Here is a 15,611-nt window from a genome sequence, read left to right on the forward strand (position 1 = left end):
CGAACCCGGGCCGCCTAGGGCTCGAGGTCGTCGAGGGTGAGTAGGTAAGCTTCCAAGTCGTCGATCTGCATCGCGCTCAGCTGAGAAGTGGTGCCGTGAAGGTCGCCTGCATTGCGCGTGGTGAGCACCTCCCGCAGCGTCGGCGCGGAGCCGTCGTGCAGGTACGGCGCGCTCTTCCACAAGCCTCGAAGGCTGGGCGTGTCGACGCCAATCAGCGCCCCGCCGAGTCGCGAGCCGCTGCCAGCGCCGAGCGTTCCCACGTCGTGCAGGCGTGGCACTTGTCCCGGGTCGAAGCCGCTGTCGCTGAAGGTGGGACCGGAGTGACAGCTGCTGCAGCCGGTCTGGGCGGACTCGAAGAGTTGCCTGCCGCGCTCTCGCGATGCTTCCCAGTCGCTGTTGCCTGTCTGCCGATAGGGGCTCGTGCCCCAGCCACTCAGGCTGTTCACGTAGGCGGCTAGGGCGTCCAGGTCTTCGCTCAGTCCCGCCTTCGGGTCCCCGAGCGGTGTGTCCGTAGTTCCCATGTGGAATAGCGAGTCCGCCAGGAAGCCTGTGCCTTGCTGCGGCCCACGGATGTCGTGCTCGAAATCTTGAACTTCGTCGAAGTTTGCAGACCAGTGCAAGGCGCCCGAGCCTGTGCCGGCGCGTCCTCTCAGCGGAATGGTATTGCGCAGCCCTTCGCCGCGCCCGCTGAAGTCCCACACCAGGTTGTCGCCTTCGCCATCCAGATGACAACTCGCACACGCGAGATAGCTGGACTTGCTCATGCGTGGATCCACCGCCGCGTAGAAGATCTGTTTGCCTCGCAAGACCTGGCTACTCAGCGCTTCGGATTCGATCGTCTTGCCTTCAGCGAGCAGTGTTGGATCGCCTTGACCAAGGCTAGACACGTCGTAGACGCGCACGCTTCGTGACATGAAGCCGTGCACGTACAGGCGCTGCCCGTCGCGGCTCAAGGCTAGTCCCTGGGGTGCCTGACCCACGTCACGAATCGAACCAGCCATGTCGAGGGTGAAAGCGTCGAGCACGATCACGCGTTCGCTGCCTTGGATCGCAACGTAGGCGAGTCCGCCTTCTGGGGAGAATACCAGCGCGGAGGCCATGTCCAGGTCGTCAAAGGCATAGCGCCCCGCCGCGCGCTCGACGGGGAGATCGCTTTGGGTACTCGGTACGTCGAGCACGCTCAGCATGGCGCGAGCCGTGGTGTCGAAGGTCAGATCTTTTCCCGTAAGGAATATGCCGGTTCGGTCGTTGGCCTTCAACGAAGGCAGCCAGGCCTGCGAGCCGCTGGGAGTCAGGACCACCTGGTTCATGAAGCTAGGCACACCGTCGTTGTTGGTGTCGCTGTTCAAGCCGAGCTCGGGAGGGAGCTGCAGGCTCCGAGGCTCGCCGAGCTCCCCGGCTCTCGGGCTTGAGACCTGCGACAATCGCGCGCCGTCTTTCCCTGCGCGCCAGTGAGTCAGAAACAGTCGCCCATCTGGTAGCATCCCAAGCCCGCGTGGGTCCGGCAGTGTCGCCGCGCTCTGGGTGACGCCGGAGCCACCGACGGCGATGCTCGAGACGCCCCCTCGGCCTTGCTCCGAGACGTAGAAGTAGTGCCCGCGCGGATCGGCGATGATGCCAAATGGAGCGCTTCCGGGAGGCAATGCAGTGCGCTTCGCATCCGAAGGCACGAGGCGCTCCAGCTGCCACACTTCGCTGCTGTCTTGACAGGTCACGCCGACGAACGCTCCACTCAGCGCCAGCGTGCGTGGATGCTTGCACACGGGGAACTCGCGGAGCAGCTCCAGAGTCTGCGCGTTCATCAGGGAGATGCTGTCGTTGTCCGGATTGACCACCCACAGGCGCTCACCCTCCGGCTCGAGTGCGATGGTACTCGAGTGCGTTGGAGCGCTCGCCAACGGTTCACGCACGACAAGCAGGCTTCGCGAACGCGTCTCGGAGTCGTTTTGCCCTGCGGATGTGACCCTGGCGCTCACGAGGAAGTGACCAGGAGCTGTGTAGGTGTGGCACTCGCTCTCCGTCTCTTCACCGTCGCCCCAGTAATAGATGCGCTCGGCGTTGCTTGGAGTGACCTCCAGGCTGAAGCAGACGTCCTGCCCAACGTAGCCGAGCTCTGGGCCGCTCAGTTCGCCGACCTGCAAGCGAGGCGAGCCGGTCTGCTTGGGTTCGGAGTCGCCGCAGGCTGCTGCGAGTGCCAGCGTTACGGATCCAGCGAACAACAAGCGGCGTTTCATGTTCAGTCTGAGGTGGTGAAGCTCGAGCGGAACTCTTCGCTGGTCGGATTACCCAGGTAGTCGGTGATGCCGCCCGCCGGAATCACGACCTCGTAGCTCGTGCGCGGCTCGAGCGGCTCGGCGGGCCAGAAGTTCAAGATCCCTTCCTGACCCGAATAGTAACCGGCTAGCGGCTTCGAGCAGCCCGACTTGAAAACTTGGAATGACCCTTCGAAAACGCTTCCTAGTTCAACGAACTCGCTGAGGGTGATACCTATGCGCGCGCTGGTCCGGACCCCCACAGCATTCGCGCTCGGATTCACCATCGTAACCTGCGGTCCTTGAGTATCCGGGGCGCTGTCCAATGCAAACACCTGGCTCGCACGCCCTTCGACCGCGCCGTCTGGGTAAGCGTCAGTCTTGTCGCTCTCGTCACTTGCCGCGATCACCACGTTGCCTAGGGGAACCAACGTGTCGAAGTCGCCCGGGTCGCTCTCTAGGTCCCCCTCCGCTTGTAGATGGAAGGTATGTTCCAGCACGACTTGGGTCGGGTTCGAAACATCGAACACATCTCCAAAGTTGCTTTCGCCGACGAACGCCCGCTGATCTTTGATGAAGACGTAGCCGCCGTTGCTGTTCGGAGGGCTGTTGCCCCCGAGGTAGCTCGGAGCTGAGGTGTTCGCGATGTCGTAGACGATCAGTCCGCCACCGCCGCCCTTGCGGGCGTACCACATCTTGTCGCCGTTCAGGTGCGAGTGATAGACCTCCCGCGGGGTACCGGTCTCGTCAGTTACTTCGAATGTGCCGCCGGGAATCGGCGCTGGCGTCGTCGGATCGCTGATGTCGAGCAACGTGGTGCGCGTGCCTTCAGCGGCGCTCACCGCCATTAAATTCCCCACGGCAAATATGGCGCCGGCACGCAGGGGCAACTCGAAGTTGTACGTCCCCACCAGCTCCGGATTCAGCGGGTCGCTGGCGTCGACGATGTAGAGCCCGTTGTCCGCTCCGGCGACATACACGTACGGTGCCTGCCAGAATAGACTCATCACCACCCGGGCGTAGGCGTCTGGGTAGAACACGCCTGGTAGCTCGATGGTCGAGCCGAACACCGGATTGGTGACGTCGGAGATGTCCCAGAAGCTGATGCCCTTGAGATGTGTGACCGCCATCCAGCGTCCAGCGTGTTGACTCAGCCCTGTAGCATGGGTCTCACGCATGGCCACGGCATCGACGGTGTTCAAGCGCTTGGGGGAACACGCGTCGCTGAAGTCGAAGACACTGATGCCGCCATCCGCCCACTCGGGTGCCCAGGGCATCACCAGGTAGCCATCGATCATGAACAGACCGTTGTGATGATCCGGATCGTTCTCGCCCCCATCGAGGAACGCGCAGGGGGTGGCACTTGGTGCGGCAGAGAACGCGCCCTTCGGCCCACCCGGTCCAGAGATCGGGGTGAAGGCGTCTGGCGCTGGAGCGCCCGCCTTGCAGCTACCAGCTTCCGCGTTTCCGTCGTCGTTTCCGCCGCAACCCACACACAGGAGCGGTGCCAGCGCGATCGCCCAAGCGCTGGAGCGCAGCATAGCGACGGAAGCCCGCGACGTAGGGACCCTCGGGCGGACTAGATGAATGAACAGCTTCAGCACTTCGAAAACGTAACATCCCCGTTCGCTCTGGGAGGAGGCAGAGCGGTTACATCTGACGGCTTTTCCGCAGGACTACTTACGCGGCGCGTCGGCTCGTCTCCGGAGAACCCGGCGCCAGGCTCGCGGTTGCTCGCGGCGACAAGACCCTCACCCCCAGCAACGAACCCACGGTCGTTCCAGGAGTAGGCCCACGCCGCTGGTTGGAGGGGGTCGGGCTCAGAGGTTGCCGGCCACGACGATTGCCACTTTCGCGCATTCAAAAGCCGGCCGAGTCAGGATAGCGTTGCGAGCTATGCCTGGGGCACCGAAGACGTCTTCCGAGAAGACGGCCGCTTGGATTGGGATCACGTTGTGGGCGCTGGGCTGTTTATTCGGCCTGATCTTCCTGTCGTGGATGTTCCTGATCTCGCCGCTGATGACGCCGTACGCCGGCGAGATCATCAAGGCGGAGATCATCGCGGCGATGTTCGCGGTCCCGGCCTGCTTGGTCTACATGACGGTGCCCTGGATCGTGGACCGCTTCGACCCGGAGCCGTGGTGGGCGCTCGCCATGGCCTTTCTCTGGGGCGCCTTGGCTGCGGCCGGTTTCGCGGGTTTGATCAACACCATCGCCGGAGCGATCGGTGAAGGCGTCGCTGGCAAAGGCGGCGGCGATTTCCTCGGGGCAGTGATCAGCGCGCCGCTGGTTGAAGAAGGCTTCAAGGGCATGGCGGTGCTCGGGATGTTCTGGTTCATGCGCCGGGAGTTCGATGGCGTGGTGGACGGCATGATTTACGGTGTGTTCGCTGCGCTCGGTTTCGCGATGACGGAGAACGTCCTCTACTACTCGAGCGCCATCGCCAAGGGATCCGTCACCGGGGCTGGCATGGGGGAGTTCACCTTCCAGTTCGTGATGCGTGGCATCCTCAAGCCTTGGGGTCACCCGCTCTACACGGCGATCACGGGTCTCGGTGTTGGGCTCGCGCGAGAGACGACCAAGGGCTGGGTCAAGTGGGCCGCGCCGATCGGCTTCTATTTCATCGCGGTGTCGATGCACGCGATGTGGAACTTCACCAGCGTGCTCAGCGGCTGGACCGGCGTGCCGCTCTTCTTCTTCCTGCTGATCATGTACTTCATCGTGCTGATCTGCTTCATGATCATGGTGTTCTGGCTGGTTGCCCGCGAGGGCAAGACACTGCGCGCCAATCTTCAGGATGAGGTCTTGATGGGCAACATGACCGCGGAAGACTTGGACCTGATCTGCTCGCCGTTCGGTCGTTTGAAGGCCCGCATGAGCAAAGGTGCCAAGGGCCACAAGATGGTCATGGTGGGCATCCGACTCGGCATGGCGAAGTGGCACGCTGCACGCGCCATGAAGGGCCAAAAGCAGACCGTGAGCATTCAGTCCATCGTTCCCCTGCGGCAAGAACTGATCGCGCTCCGTCAAGAGCTCGCGCGTGGCTACTGAGGGCGCTCTACAGGCAGAGCTCGGCTCACGCGCCGGGTTCCCAGAGCTTCAGAGCCGCGCGTATCTGGCCCACGCCGCCATCTCACCTCCCTCGGTGTGGGTCGTAGATCGGGTGCGTACCTACGTGGACACCATGGCCGCTGGCGGTGTCACCGCATTCCCGCAGTGGATCGATCAGCGAGAGGTGCTGCGCGGAAAGCTCGCGTCGTTGGTGGGTGCAAAACCCCAAGAGATCGCCCTGATGCCCAACACCACGCGGGGCGTCTCGGACATCGCGCTAAGTGTGCCATGGGAGCCCGGCGACCGCGTTTTGGTGCTGCGCGGCGAGTTCCCGACGAACGTCACGCCGTGGCAGCGCGCGGCGAAGCTCTTCGGCCTCGAGCTGCGCTGGCTGGATGCTGATTCATTCCGCACGGAAGAGGATCGGGCTTTGCAGGCGCTGGCGACGGAACTCGAACGTGGGGTGCGCTTGCTCGCGGTCAGTGCCGTGCAGTTCCAAACAGGGCATCGCATGCCCCTCGAGCGCATCGGTGAGTTGTGTCAACGCTACGGCTGCGAGCTCTTCGTCGACGCGATTCAGGCGTGCGGGGCAACTCCCATAGACGTCGCCAGCTGCTCAATCGACTACTTGAGTTGTGGCAGCCACAAGTGGCTGATGGGCACCGACGGCTGTGGCTTCCTCTACGTCAGGGAAGCGAAGTGCAAGGGTCTCGAGGTGCATACCGCCGGCTGGCTCAGCCATGAAGACGGCTTGCGCTTCCTCTTCGAAGGTGCGGGACATCTGAGTTACGAGCGACCGTTGAAACAGACCGCAGCCGTCTTCGAGACGGGCATGACCAATGGGGCTGGCTTCGCGGCGCTGGAGGCGAGCCTGGACTTGATTCAAGGGTTGGGGGTGAGGAGCATCTACGCCCACGTTCAAGCCTACCTCGACCAGCTGGAGCCTGCAGTGGCGGCCCTCGGCTTCGAGAGCTTGCGTACAGCAGAAACCAGCGGCCGCTCTTGCACCCTGTCTTTCCGTTCGGATCAGCACGACGTGGTGAAGGTGCATGAGGTCTTGAACGAGCGCGGCATCCACTGCAGCGCGCCCGACGGCTGTCTGCGCTTCGCGCCGCACTGGCCGAACAACCTCGATGAGGTCTCCCACGTGGTCACGACGCTGCGCGACGTAGTGGCACTCGTCTAGGTCGCTCAGCTGCCTGCTATTCAGCCGCGTCGGCGTAGCGTTGGCGCTCGACGTCCATTGCGTCGCGCCAACGCGCTCTGAGCAGCGCTGGAGACTCCGGATAGCGAGTTTCCAGGACTACGGCACCCATCATTCTATCCGTGCGGAAGTATCGGAAGGCGCTGCGTTCTTCGCACCATGCGGCGAGGATGCGCCCGCTGTCTCGGTAGCCGACCAGCACGGGCCAAACGCGCCGCTTGGTCTCGCGGCCTGCGAGATCCACGTACACGAGTTGCACCATCAACCCCTGTCGCACTGCTCTGCGGAGGGCCGCCGTATCAACTAGTTCGTGGATGGTGGGGACTGGTGCGATGCTCGCGGGTGGCGCGTCGATGTGCATCGCGAACGACTCCGGTAGCCCCGCCCGCAGCTTGGCGATCAAGTCTTGCGCGGCGCGAGCGAGCTGCGGATCGCCTCGTGAAGCCACCCAGCTGGCGCCGAGCAGCGCGGCGTCCAGCTCGTCGCTGGTGAGCATCATTGCGGGCATGTCGAAACCGGGTTGGAGCAGGTAGCCCGCTCCGGCTGCGCCGCTGATCGGCACGCCTTGGCCCACGAGCGCCATCACATCGCGGTACACGGTGCGCTGGCTGGTCTCTAGCTCCTGGGCGATCTGCTTCGCAGGAACTGGGTGCCTTGACCGCCGGAGAATCTGAACGATGCGGAAGAAGCGCTCGCTGCGGGTCATGTGTGAGTCATCGCACGCCTGCTGACAGAAACGTGTCAGTAGAAGTGGGAATCTCCCGACTCAAGCAAAACGCGAAAGGCAAAGAGACGATGATTGATGGGAGATGTTGCTGTGGCGCAGTTCGGTTTCAGCTGAAGCGTCCGCCCAAGTTGATGGGGACTTGTCACTGTTCGCGCTGTCGACGGCTGGGGATCGCCACGTTCGCCTTCGTGCGGCGGGAAGACTTCGCCTTCGTATCGGGGGAAGCATCCGTGGAGGTCTACGCTCCCGAGGCGCCGTATCGTTACACCCGCTCGTTTTGTCGGCGCTGCGGGACCGCGTTGGGCGAGCTGATCGGTGATGCCGAGACGTTTCCTGTGAACGTGAACTGCTTGGAAAACCCTCCCGCGCTGAGCAACGCGTTTCATGAGTTCGTCGCCGACAAGCCAGGGTGGTACGAGATCGCAGACGCGGCGCCGCAGTTCCCGGGCCACCCCGAACTTGCTGACGGCTGAGTTCTAACCGCGAGGCAGCTGCTGCAGCGCCTCGAGTAGGGATGGCGGAATCGCAATGGGGCGGAAGTCCGCTCGGCCCACGAAGACGTGAGTCGTTTGCACGACGCAGCGAACCTTGTCCTTGCAGCGAACCAGGTGCGCCAGCGTCAGCCGACTGCCGTCGAGATGCGCTCGAGCGATTACCAGCTCGAGCTCGTCTCCAAACAGCAACGGCGCAAAGTAGTCGACCTCCACATGCCCGATCGGTGCAGCCCATTCGCCATCGCTCAGCACTTGGGGCAAGCCGTGCCCCACCGACTCCAAATATTGGCAATACGTGTCGTGCGCATAGTCGAGCACGCGAGCGAAGTAGACGATGCCAGCCGCGTCGATGTCATGGAAGCGCACGGCACGCTTCACGCGAAACGCTCCAGGCGCGATCTCCAGCTGGCGCAACCTCTGCAAGTCGAAGCGATACGGCTGGCTCATGGCAGTCGAGCTTCGTCCCACGAGCTGAAGCCCGCAGGTGGCGATACGACGGAGCTCGCTACGGCGAAGTACTTCGGATCCTCGTCGTCGAACTGCTCTGGACCACCTAGCTCGAGCGCTCGCGCCAGATGCGCCTCGCTCTTTGCATCGCCAAGTTCGTGCCGCACCTGTCCGAGGCGCAGCTCGAGCCACGCGCTCTCTTCAGCTTCGGGTGCACCGGCAGCGCGCTCGAGCCAACCTAGAGCGTCGTTATATTTCCTTAGGGAAAATAAAACATCGCCCACGGCGGCAAGCAGTTCAGCACGCCCTTCCCATCGCTCTGCGGGCTCCGGAAACAGCGCTAGGGCCTGTTCAAAGCGTTGCTGTGCCTCGACGAGCTGTCCCCCCTCGGTCAGCTCGTTTGCCGCGTCGCTCAACTCGGCGACGCGGGAGCGCAAATCTTCGGGAAGCTGCTGAAGCTGGGTGTCCGCCATGGCGGCGACGCTAGATCGCTCCAGCCGGACTCACCAGTGTTCAAGCTCTAGGTCGCGAGATTCGATCGGCGCAAACAGACCGAGCCAAGCTCACGCTGCGCGTGGCGAACGGCGACCCGCTGGGCACTGAACGATGCACAGCCGCGGGACTCCGTCGCGGGCGAAGCTGACCACTGCGGCACCTTCTGGGTGACCGCGCCAGGGCTCGCCCAGGGCGCCGATCATCACGCCATTGGGTGCAGACTCCGGGTGGATGCCGGCGGCTTCGAGCAGCGCCTCATAACTCCAATCTCCGTCGGGATCGGCGAAGAAGTCGATGGGGGCGGCCTCGGCGGACAAACCGTAATGACGAACGCGCATAGCTACCTCGATGTTCGGTGTCCGGCGCCGCGGCGGAGCGGGCCGGATGGGGGCAAGAAGACCGATCCTGAGGTGGCTGCGGCTACTTTCTCTCGCGCTGTCTTCATGGCTGCAGAAGCCAGCTCGTGAGCATTCGGTGGGCGCAGCCTCAATGAGCACAGGTTTGCCGAAGGAGAGCGAGAGCTTGCGCTCGCACTCACCAAGGAGCGTTCGACACCAGCGCCGAACTCTCGACCGTGACTCACGGCCACCCAGGACCAAGGCATGTCTAATTCCTAACCGACCACTGAACAAAGCGCCAGTGCTTTGTGTTCAGTGTTCAGTGTCGTTGTTTGTCAGATCTCCAACCCGTTGAAAGCACTTAGTTTCCCGGTTCTGACGGCTGAGTACCGCAGGATCGCCTTGACTGAACCTCTCATGTTCAGTGGTTTCGAGCGCAGGCCCCGGGTACGGCTCCACCGCCCCTGTCTGCCAACCTACGGCGCCGCTCGCCGCAGCGGGTTACCCCGAGGAATCAGCTTCGAAGGTCGGATCCCAGCGAGTGATTGACAATGTCGAGACGGCGGACTGAGGTGGGAACCATGGCGCAGCTCGAGGCGGGACAGCAGGCTCCGGAGTTCACGTTGACCACTCAGGCGGGGGAGCGCTGGACGCTCTCGCAGCAGGCAGCCAAGGGCCCCGTCGTGCTCTTCTTCTATCCCAAGAACGACACTCCGGTGTGCATCGTGGAAGCGTGTTCGTTCCGCGATCAACACGAAGTCTTCGCGCGCCTCGGCGCGCAAGTCGTTGGTGTCAGCTCAGACAACGTGCAGAGCCACGGGCGCTTTGCCGGGAAGCACGAGCTGCCCTACACGTTGCTGGCTGACGAAGGCGGGGAGGTGCGCTCGCTGTTCGGCGTGAAGAAGACCCTCGGCTTCTTCGACGGCCGGGTCACCTTCGTGATCGATCAAGGACGCCTGATCCGGCACGTTTTCAGCTCCGCCTTGAACGCCAAGGGCCACGTCGAAGCCGCGCTACAGACCGTGCAAGAACTCGCGAAGTAGCCTACTTCGCGCAGCGGAAGCCGATGGTCTTGTCGGTCATGCTGGCGCGCTTACGCTCGGCGTGGAGCGCGCTCGCTAGCTTGCGAGCGCTGTCGCTGTAGTCGCCGCCTCGGAGGTAGCGGTAGTCGCCGTCCGCGGTAGATGTCCACTCCGCCACGTTGCCACCCATGTCCATCGCGCCAAAGAAGCTCTTTCCGTCGGGGAACGAACCGACCTTGCAAGCGCCTTCCTGACGCCGGTCGAAGCAAGCCTTGCCCGTCGCGTCCCCATCGCCCCAGGGGAACTCTCGCCCGTCATGCCCCACTGCGGCGTACTCCCACTCCTTGTCCGTGGGCAGACGCTTGCCCTGGGCCTTGCAGAATTGCGTCGCCTCATCGAGGGTCACGCAGTTCATCGGGAAGTCTTCTTTTCCTGCCTCGCGGAAATGGCAGCCCTTGCTGCTGCGCTTCGGTGGCGGACATTTGCCGCTCTCCACGCATTTCAAGAAGGCGCCGGCGGTGACTTCCGTCGTGTCGATGCAGAGGCCATCGATGGTTGAAGGCTCCTTGCGCGGACCAAAGCGGAAGGACCCAGGCGCCACCGGCAGCATATCCGTGGGGCATTTGCCGGAGAACTTGGCGGCTGGCTGGTCGCCACCGCCGCTCTGTACGTCGCTGGTCGACGTCATGCTCTGACGTCCCTCGATTTCAGCTAGATTCACCCGCAGGGGCACATTGCACGTGGGCTGTTCTTCGCCGCTCGCCTGGGCCTTCTTGCAGGCGTCGGCATTGCCTTCGTTCGCCAGTAGCTCCTGGGAGCTCTTCTGGCTGCCTCCGGCGCCCATACCGAACACGCTGGCTTCAGCCTCGATTTCCTTGTTCGCGCCCGACGCGAGGGCGAAGCCGCCATAGTAGATCGTCGTGATCACGTGGGTCGCCTTCGAGCAGTCGTCGGACTCCACGAGCTGATCCGTGTTGATGGTCTTGCCCACCTCGACGCTGCGTGTGCCGACCAGCATGTAGTCAGTCCGCAGCGAGCGCTCACCACCAACTTTCGCTGAGAGCCCAACTGCGCCAAGGGGTAGCTTCGCGTACAGCTCAGCCTGGTTGTGGGCGATCTTCGTCTCGTTGGCGCTGTACGGTGACCAAGCGTAGGTGCGCTTACCGCGACCCGCCCGGACCTTGCAGTTCGGTAGCAGCTCGAGCTTCACGTCGCAGCCGTTCTTGCTGTACCGCACGGCAACCATGCCTTGCTGCCGCATGCGGTCCAAGTTGGCGCGCGCAGCGGGGTCCCAGCCCATCAGGTCCGGCGCGTCTTGAGCCTTGACCTTGCCGCAGTCCATATCTCCCAGCGCTTCATCCACGCCAGTGGGCGTGGTGTCCGAGAGGATCGGGTTTGGGGTGCCGCCACCACACGCGGCGGCCAGGAGCGGAAACAGGGACGCGGCAAGCAGGGTGCGAGCGGCTGCCAGAGGACGGCGCTTCATGGCGCCGAGACTAGTCGACCCGGGTGTTCCTGCCGCATCCAATCGGTGCGGGGTTGGGGGGGAGGTGCGCTGGCTGGCCGGCTGGTTCAATTGCTGAGGCGACGTAGAGTTTTGGGTCACGGCTGGGGCAGTGCCCGACGCCGTCTCAAACGGCTCACGGCGCACCCTCACCCCCAAAAAAGCCTGCGAGCAGACTTGGGAGTTGGCTTGTACACCCGGGTGTTCGACGCGAAGAGCACCGAGGTGGCCAATCGGGAGCTGGGCTCACCGTTCTACGACTAGCGGCGACGCGAAAAGCGGGCTCAGCGAAAAAGCGTGCGCCACCTGGGCGGCGGCTGCGTTCAGTCCGCAAGACCCCGGAGGTACTCACGATGACCCGTCTTTTTCGCATCATTTTCGCCGCTCTCTCCCTGTGCTTGCTTTTGGCCAGCGCCCAGCCTGCCGCCGCCTGCGGTAGCCCCGAAGACTTTGCCCGCATGGAGGTCTACGACTTCCTGAACGAGCTTGGGCTGAAGGAGCGGGTGGAGCGCGTGGACATTCGACTCGACAAGAACGACAAGAGTGGGCTGGCAGCGGTGACATTCAAGCAGGCTTCGAAGCCCCTGACACTGCGGATTGCCTACACGGATCGGGGCTGGGTGGTGATGACCTAGTCGCTCTGGTGCTCGCTCTGCGTATCCAAGAGCCGCTCGACGCTGACGTCGAGCTGGCTCTGGATCAGGCGCATCACGGACTCTACGTCCAGGGCGGTCAGCCCCAGCTCGCCAGCGAGCTGCGCTTTGGTCGCCTTGAGCAGATCCTCTCGGATACGTGCGATCCAGCGCGTCGCGGTCCCGCGGTGGACTCCGTAGATCTCTCCCACTTGCTCCACGCTAAGGCCCCCGAAGTGATGCAAACGCAAGATGTTGCGATCCCGCGCGGAGAGCCCCGAGAGCGCCGCGGCAAATGCTTGCCTGAAGGCGCTGCGGTAGCCGTGCTTGAGGCGCTCGAGCTCCCACTCGATGTCTCCGGCCTGCAAATCGCTCAGGTCAACGTTGCGCTCTGGCTTCGCTTTGCGCGTGTGGCTGATCGCACTGCGCACCGCCATCACCTTGACCAAGCCGCGCAAGCGACCGTCTCCCGCGTAGCGCTCGAGGAGCAGCACGCCGTCTTGGGGCAACAAGAGCTTTTCCGCGACCTGCTGGCGGATGTCGTCGCCGAGTTCGCTTCCGAGCTTCATGGGCGCGAGCGCTGGCGCGACCACGTCGAGGATCGCGCGCTCGAAGTAGCTCTGAGCGCCTGGGTCGTGCTCCATGAGCGCTGCCACGAGCAGCACCTCAGCGAGTCCGTCGTCGCTGAGCGCGTCTGCTTCACACGCCTTGCGCTGACACACCCGCTCCAGCACCCGAGCGAAACATGCGGGCTCCGCCTGCAGCTCTGGCAGCGCCGCTTGGGCTCGCGTGAGGGCCTCGGACACCTGGCGAGGGTACCACGCGGCGCCACCGACGAGCGGAGCGAGCGTTGCCTGCTCGGAGTACACTCGCGGTGATGAGTGCCTGCCTCGAAGAAGAGCTGGCCCTGGACCTGATGTCCGGGCGAGTCGACGGAGCGGCGCTCGCGGCGGTCGATGAACATTTGGATGACTGCGCGCTGTGTCGTGAGCTCGTGCTGACGTTGGCTCAGCTCAACGCCGGCATCACGCCTCACGCCGCCGGTGAGGAGCTAGGCCGCTACCGCTTGCTGCAGCAGCTGGGGCGCGGCGCGTTTGGCGTGGTGTGGCGCGCCCACGATGCGCGGCTCGAGCGCGATGTAGCGCTCAAGCTCCTCAAAGGGTCGAACGCCTTGCCGGAGCAGCTCGAAGAGGAGGCGCGGGCGATGGCCAAGCTAGCGCACCCCCACGTCGCCACGGTGTTCGACGTCGGGCGCCTCGATTCGGGGGAAGCCTTCCTCGCGATGGAGCTGCTCGAAGGCGATACCCTGCGGCAATGGTTGGCGCGGCGCCCCGCGCAGGCTCAGATCCTCGCACGCCTGCGCGAGGTGGCTCAGGGGCTCGAAGCGGCGCACCGGGCGGGCCTCGTGCACCGCGACCTGAAGCCGGAGAACATCCTCTTCGACGCCGAGGGGCGCGCCAAAGTCACCGATTTTGGCCTCGCTCAGGGCGCGCTACCCGAGGCCGAAGGCGTGGCCGTCGACCTCAACCACTCGCTGGTGCTGCCTGGCAAGTTGATTGGCACTCCTGGCTACATGGCGCCGGAACAAATCCGTGGGGAACCGGCCACGGCGGCGAGCGATCAGTTCGCGCTGTGCGTGGTGCTGTTCGAGGCCTTGGCAAACGCCAAGCCATTCCCTGCTACCACGCTGGATGAGCTGCGCGAGCGCCTGAAGGCGCCTCCGGCCGCCTTGCCCACGAGCGTGCCACCTGGTGTCCAGCAGGCACTGTTGCGCGGCTTGGCATTGGAGCCTGCTGAGCGCTTCCGAAGCTTGAGCGAGCTCTCGAGCGAGCTTGGTACACCCGAACGCCCAGCGCCTGCGAGCCGCGTGTACCTTGCGGTAGCTCTGATTGCCGCGTGCGCCGTCGCGGCGTGGCTCGTGCTGTCTTGGTATTTCGCGTCGCCCCAGGGGCAGGGGGTGAGGGCAGTCGCCTCCCAGGCTGCGGAGCCAGAAGCCGTCGTTAAGTTCCGTGAGGAATTAATCGCGTTCGACGCTCAGGCTCAAGCTTGGACGCCCACGAGGCTGGAAGCGGCGGCCAAGCTGGTGGAGCGGAGCAAGCAGCTGGAACAGGCAGCCCTGGAAAGCCAAAGCCAAGAGCTGCTGGCGCGAGGGCACTGGGAGCTTGGGCAGCTCAAGCTCGCGGAGCAAACTGGCTTGGCCGCCCTGGGCGCAGCCCAACGTGGCAGCAACCCCCACCAAGAAGCGACCGCTTGGATCACCTTGGCAGGTATCGCTAGCTCTGCAGGCCGCTTGAAAGAAGCCGAACAGCGCTGCGACCACGCTAAGAACCTGCTTCGCCCGAGCTCAGAAGGCAGCAGCGACGTTGCGTTGCTCGAGGCAAGCCTGAACAACACCCGGGGTGTCGTCCTCACTTCAGCCGGGCGCTACGCGGACGCCCAAGCGGCGCTGGACGCAGCTCTTCGCGTGCGGAAACGCAAGCTTGGCGCGAACGACGCTGCCGTGGCGCGTGTGCTGACCAACTTGGGGAACCTGGCGCGCGCTCAGGGCGACTACGCGAAGGCGCTCGAACGCCACGAACAGGCTCAGCGAATCGACGAAACAGCTCTTGGCAAGCAACACCCAGGGATCGCACGTCACCTGCACAATCGGGCGCGCGCGTCGCTGCTCATGGGTCAGCCGGGTCGCGCTCAAGCGCTGTATGAGCAAGCACTGACGCTCGAACGCAAGGCGTTCGGCGAAAAGCACCCCGCGGTGACCCGCACCCTGAACAGCCTGGGGCTGCTCTTTGCCGCGACGGACAAGCTCGAACAGGCCGAGAAATATTACCGCGAGGCAATAGCTTCCAGCGCCGGCTTCGATGGCCTGGAGGGCGCGCTGGCCCGCTACAACCTGGGGCTGCTCTTGCTACGCCGTGACCAGCCGAAAGCTGCGCTCGTCGAGCTCGAGGCGGCGGCGCTGGTCGTCGAGAAGAACCTCGGGACGAGTCACCGCCAAGCGGTCGCGCTGCAGCTCGCCCAAGGCCAAGCGCTGCTGGCGCAAGGTAAGCGGGACAGCGCCGAGTTCGTGCTGCGCCGTGCGCTGAAAGTCGCGCGTTCCCTCGAGGTGCCCGACGCTGCGCTGCAGAAGGAGCTTGAAGACGCCCTCGCGAGCACCTCGAAGAAGGCCTTGCCAACGCCAGTCGTTCAGCGGAAGGCCGCTTCGGCGCCCAGCGCGAAGGCTCCCGCGCCATCGGCACCAGCAGTCTCGGCCGCCGGGAGCTACATGTCGGGCCCAGCGTTTCAGTAGCCTTTCTGAGGCGCAGACGAGAAAGTCTGCGCCACTTGAGGGATGGCTGCGTTCAGTCAGTGTGAAACCGCAAAGCCGTCCTACCCGTCGACAAATCCTTGAGGCAACGCTCGCAGTGGGAGGGAGCCTGGTGCTTGGCGCCTGTGCTCGATCTCCAAG

The 15,611-nt window shown here is 64.1% G+C and carries 14 protein-coding genes; 6 read left to right on the forward strand and 8 right to left on the reverse strand.

The window, feature by feature from the left end; all coding sequences use genetic code 11:
* Window positions 1–14: 14 nt before the first annotated feature.
* The gene (locus H6718_20530; protein MCB9587802.1) at window positions 15–2,234 is read right to left on the reverse strand and encodes a hypothetical protein; all 2,220 of its coding nucleotides are present in this window, start codon (window positions 2,232–2,234) and stop codon (window positions 15–17) included.
* A gap of 2 nt (window positions 2,235–2,236) precedes the next feature.
* Entirely contained in the window at window positions 2,237–3,793 is a 1,557-nt protein-coding gene (locus H6718_20535; GenBank protein MCB9587803.1) for an Ig-like domain-containing protein, read from the reverse strand.
* A 355-nt stretch (window positions 3,794–4,148) separates the two neighbouring features.
* On the opposite strand from H6718_20535, the gene H6718_20540 reads away from it, so the two are divergent.
* Window positions 4,149–5,303, forward strand: coding sequence for a PrsW family intramembrane metalloprotease (locus tag H6718_20540; protein MCB9587804.1), 1,155 nt, complete (start codon window positions 4,149–4,151; stop codon window positions 5,301–5,303).
* Window positions 5,293–6,489, forward strand: coding sequence for an aminotransferase class V-fold PLP-dependent enzyme (locus tag H6718_20545; protein ID MCB9587805.1), 1,197 nt, complete (start codon window positions 5,293–5,295; stop codon window positions 6,487–6,489). The genes H6718_20540 and H6718_20545 overlap by 11 nt, the downstream gene beginning before the upstream one ends.
* A gap of 16 nt (window positions 6,490–6,505) precedes the next feature.
* Here H6718_20545 and H6718_20550 read toward each other — a convergent pair whose 3' ends face one another.
* Entirely contained in the window at window positions 6,506–7,213 is a 708-nt protein-coding gene (locus H6718_20550; protein ID MCB9587806.1) for a YafY family transcriptional regulator, read from the reverse strand.
* Between the two features lie 89 nt (window positions 7,214–7,302).
* Here H6718_20550 and H6718_20555 point away from each other — a divergent pair, with 89 nt between their 5' ends.
* Window positions 7,303–7,707, forward strand: coding sequence for a GFA family protein (locus tag H6718_20555; GenBank protein MCB9587807.1), 405 nt, complete (start codon window positions 7,303–7,305; stop codon window positions 7,705–7,707).
* A 3-nt stretch (window positions 7,708–7,710) separates the two neighbouring features.
* Here H6718_20555 and H6718_20560 read toward each other — a convergent pair whose 3' ends face one another.
* From H6718_20560 to H6718_20570, 3 genes are all read right to left on the reverse strand, one after another.
* Entirely contained in the window at window positions 7,711–8,175 is a 465-nt protein-coding gene (locus tag H6718_20560; protein ID MCB9587808.1) for an acyl-CoA thioesterase, read from the reverse strand.
* Window positions 8,172–8,648 carry a hypothetical protein gene (locus H6718_20565; GenBank protein MCB9587809.1) on the reverse strand — a complete coding sequence of 159 codons (477 nt, stop codon included), beginning with the start codon at window positions 8,646–8,648 and terminating at the stop codon, window positions 8,172–8,174. Before H6718_20565 ends, H6718_20560 begins: the two co-directional genes overlap by 4 nt.
* Window positions 8,649–8,738: 90 nt before the next feature.
* Window positions 8,739–9,008, reverse strand: a complete 270-nt coding sequence (locus H6718_20570) for a hypothetical protein (GenBank protein ID MCB9587810.1) — start codon at window positions 9,006–9,008, stop codon at window positions 8,739–8,741.
* 581 nt (window positions 9,009–9,589) lie between these two features.
* Here H6718_20570 and H6718_20575 point away from each other — a divergent pair.
* On the forward strand, window positions 9,590–10,051 hold the full coding sequence (locus tag H6718_20575) for a peroxiredoxin (GenBank protein ID MCB9587811.1): 462 nt from the start codon (window positions 9,590–9,592) through the stop codon (window positions 10,049–10,051).
* Window position 10,052: 1 nt separating this feature from the next.
* Here H6718_20575 and H6718_20580 read toward each other — a convergent pair whose 3' ends face one another.
* Window positions 10,053–10,718, reverse strand: coding sequence for an SUMF1/EgtB/PvdO family nonheme iron enzyme (locus H6718_20580; protein ID MCB9587812.1), 666 nt, complete (start codon window positions 10,716–10,718; stop codon window positions 10,053–10,055).
* Between the two features lie 1,169 nt (window positions 10,719–11,887).
* Between H6718_20580 and H6718_20585 the strand changes: the two genes are divergently transcribed.
* Entirely contained in the window at window positions 11,888–12,169 is a 282-nt protein-coding gene (locus H6718_20585) for a hypothetical protein (GenBank protein MCB9587813.1), read from the forward strand.
* Here the strand turns inward: H6718_20585 and H6718_20590 are convergent.
* The gene (locus H6718_20590) at window positions 12,166–12,972 is read right to left on the reverse strand and encodes a sigma-70 family RNA polymerase sigma factor (GenBank protein ID MCB9587814.1); all 807 of its coding nucleotides are present in this window, start codon (window positions 12,970–12,972) and stop codon (window positions 12,166–12,168) included. The two genes, H6718_20585 and H6718_20590, sit on opposite strands and share 4 nt — an antisense overlap.
* A 71-nt stretch (window positions 12,973–13,043) precedes the next feature.
* Here H6718_20590 and H6718_20595 point away from each other — a divergent pair, with 71 nt between their 5' ends.
* Window positions 13,044–15,452 (forward strand): serine/threonine protein kinase, encoded by a 2,409-nt coding sequence (locus tag H6718_20595; GenBank protein ID MCB9587815.1) that lies wholly within the window; start codon window positions 13,044–13,046, stop codon window positions 15,450–15,452.
* Window positions 15,453–15,611: the final 159 nt, after the last annotated feature.

It is taken from the genome of Polyangiaceae bacterium (assembly GCA_020633205.1).
Lineage (GTDB): Bacteria > Myxococcota_A > Polyangia > Polyangiales > Polyangiaceae > JAHBVY01.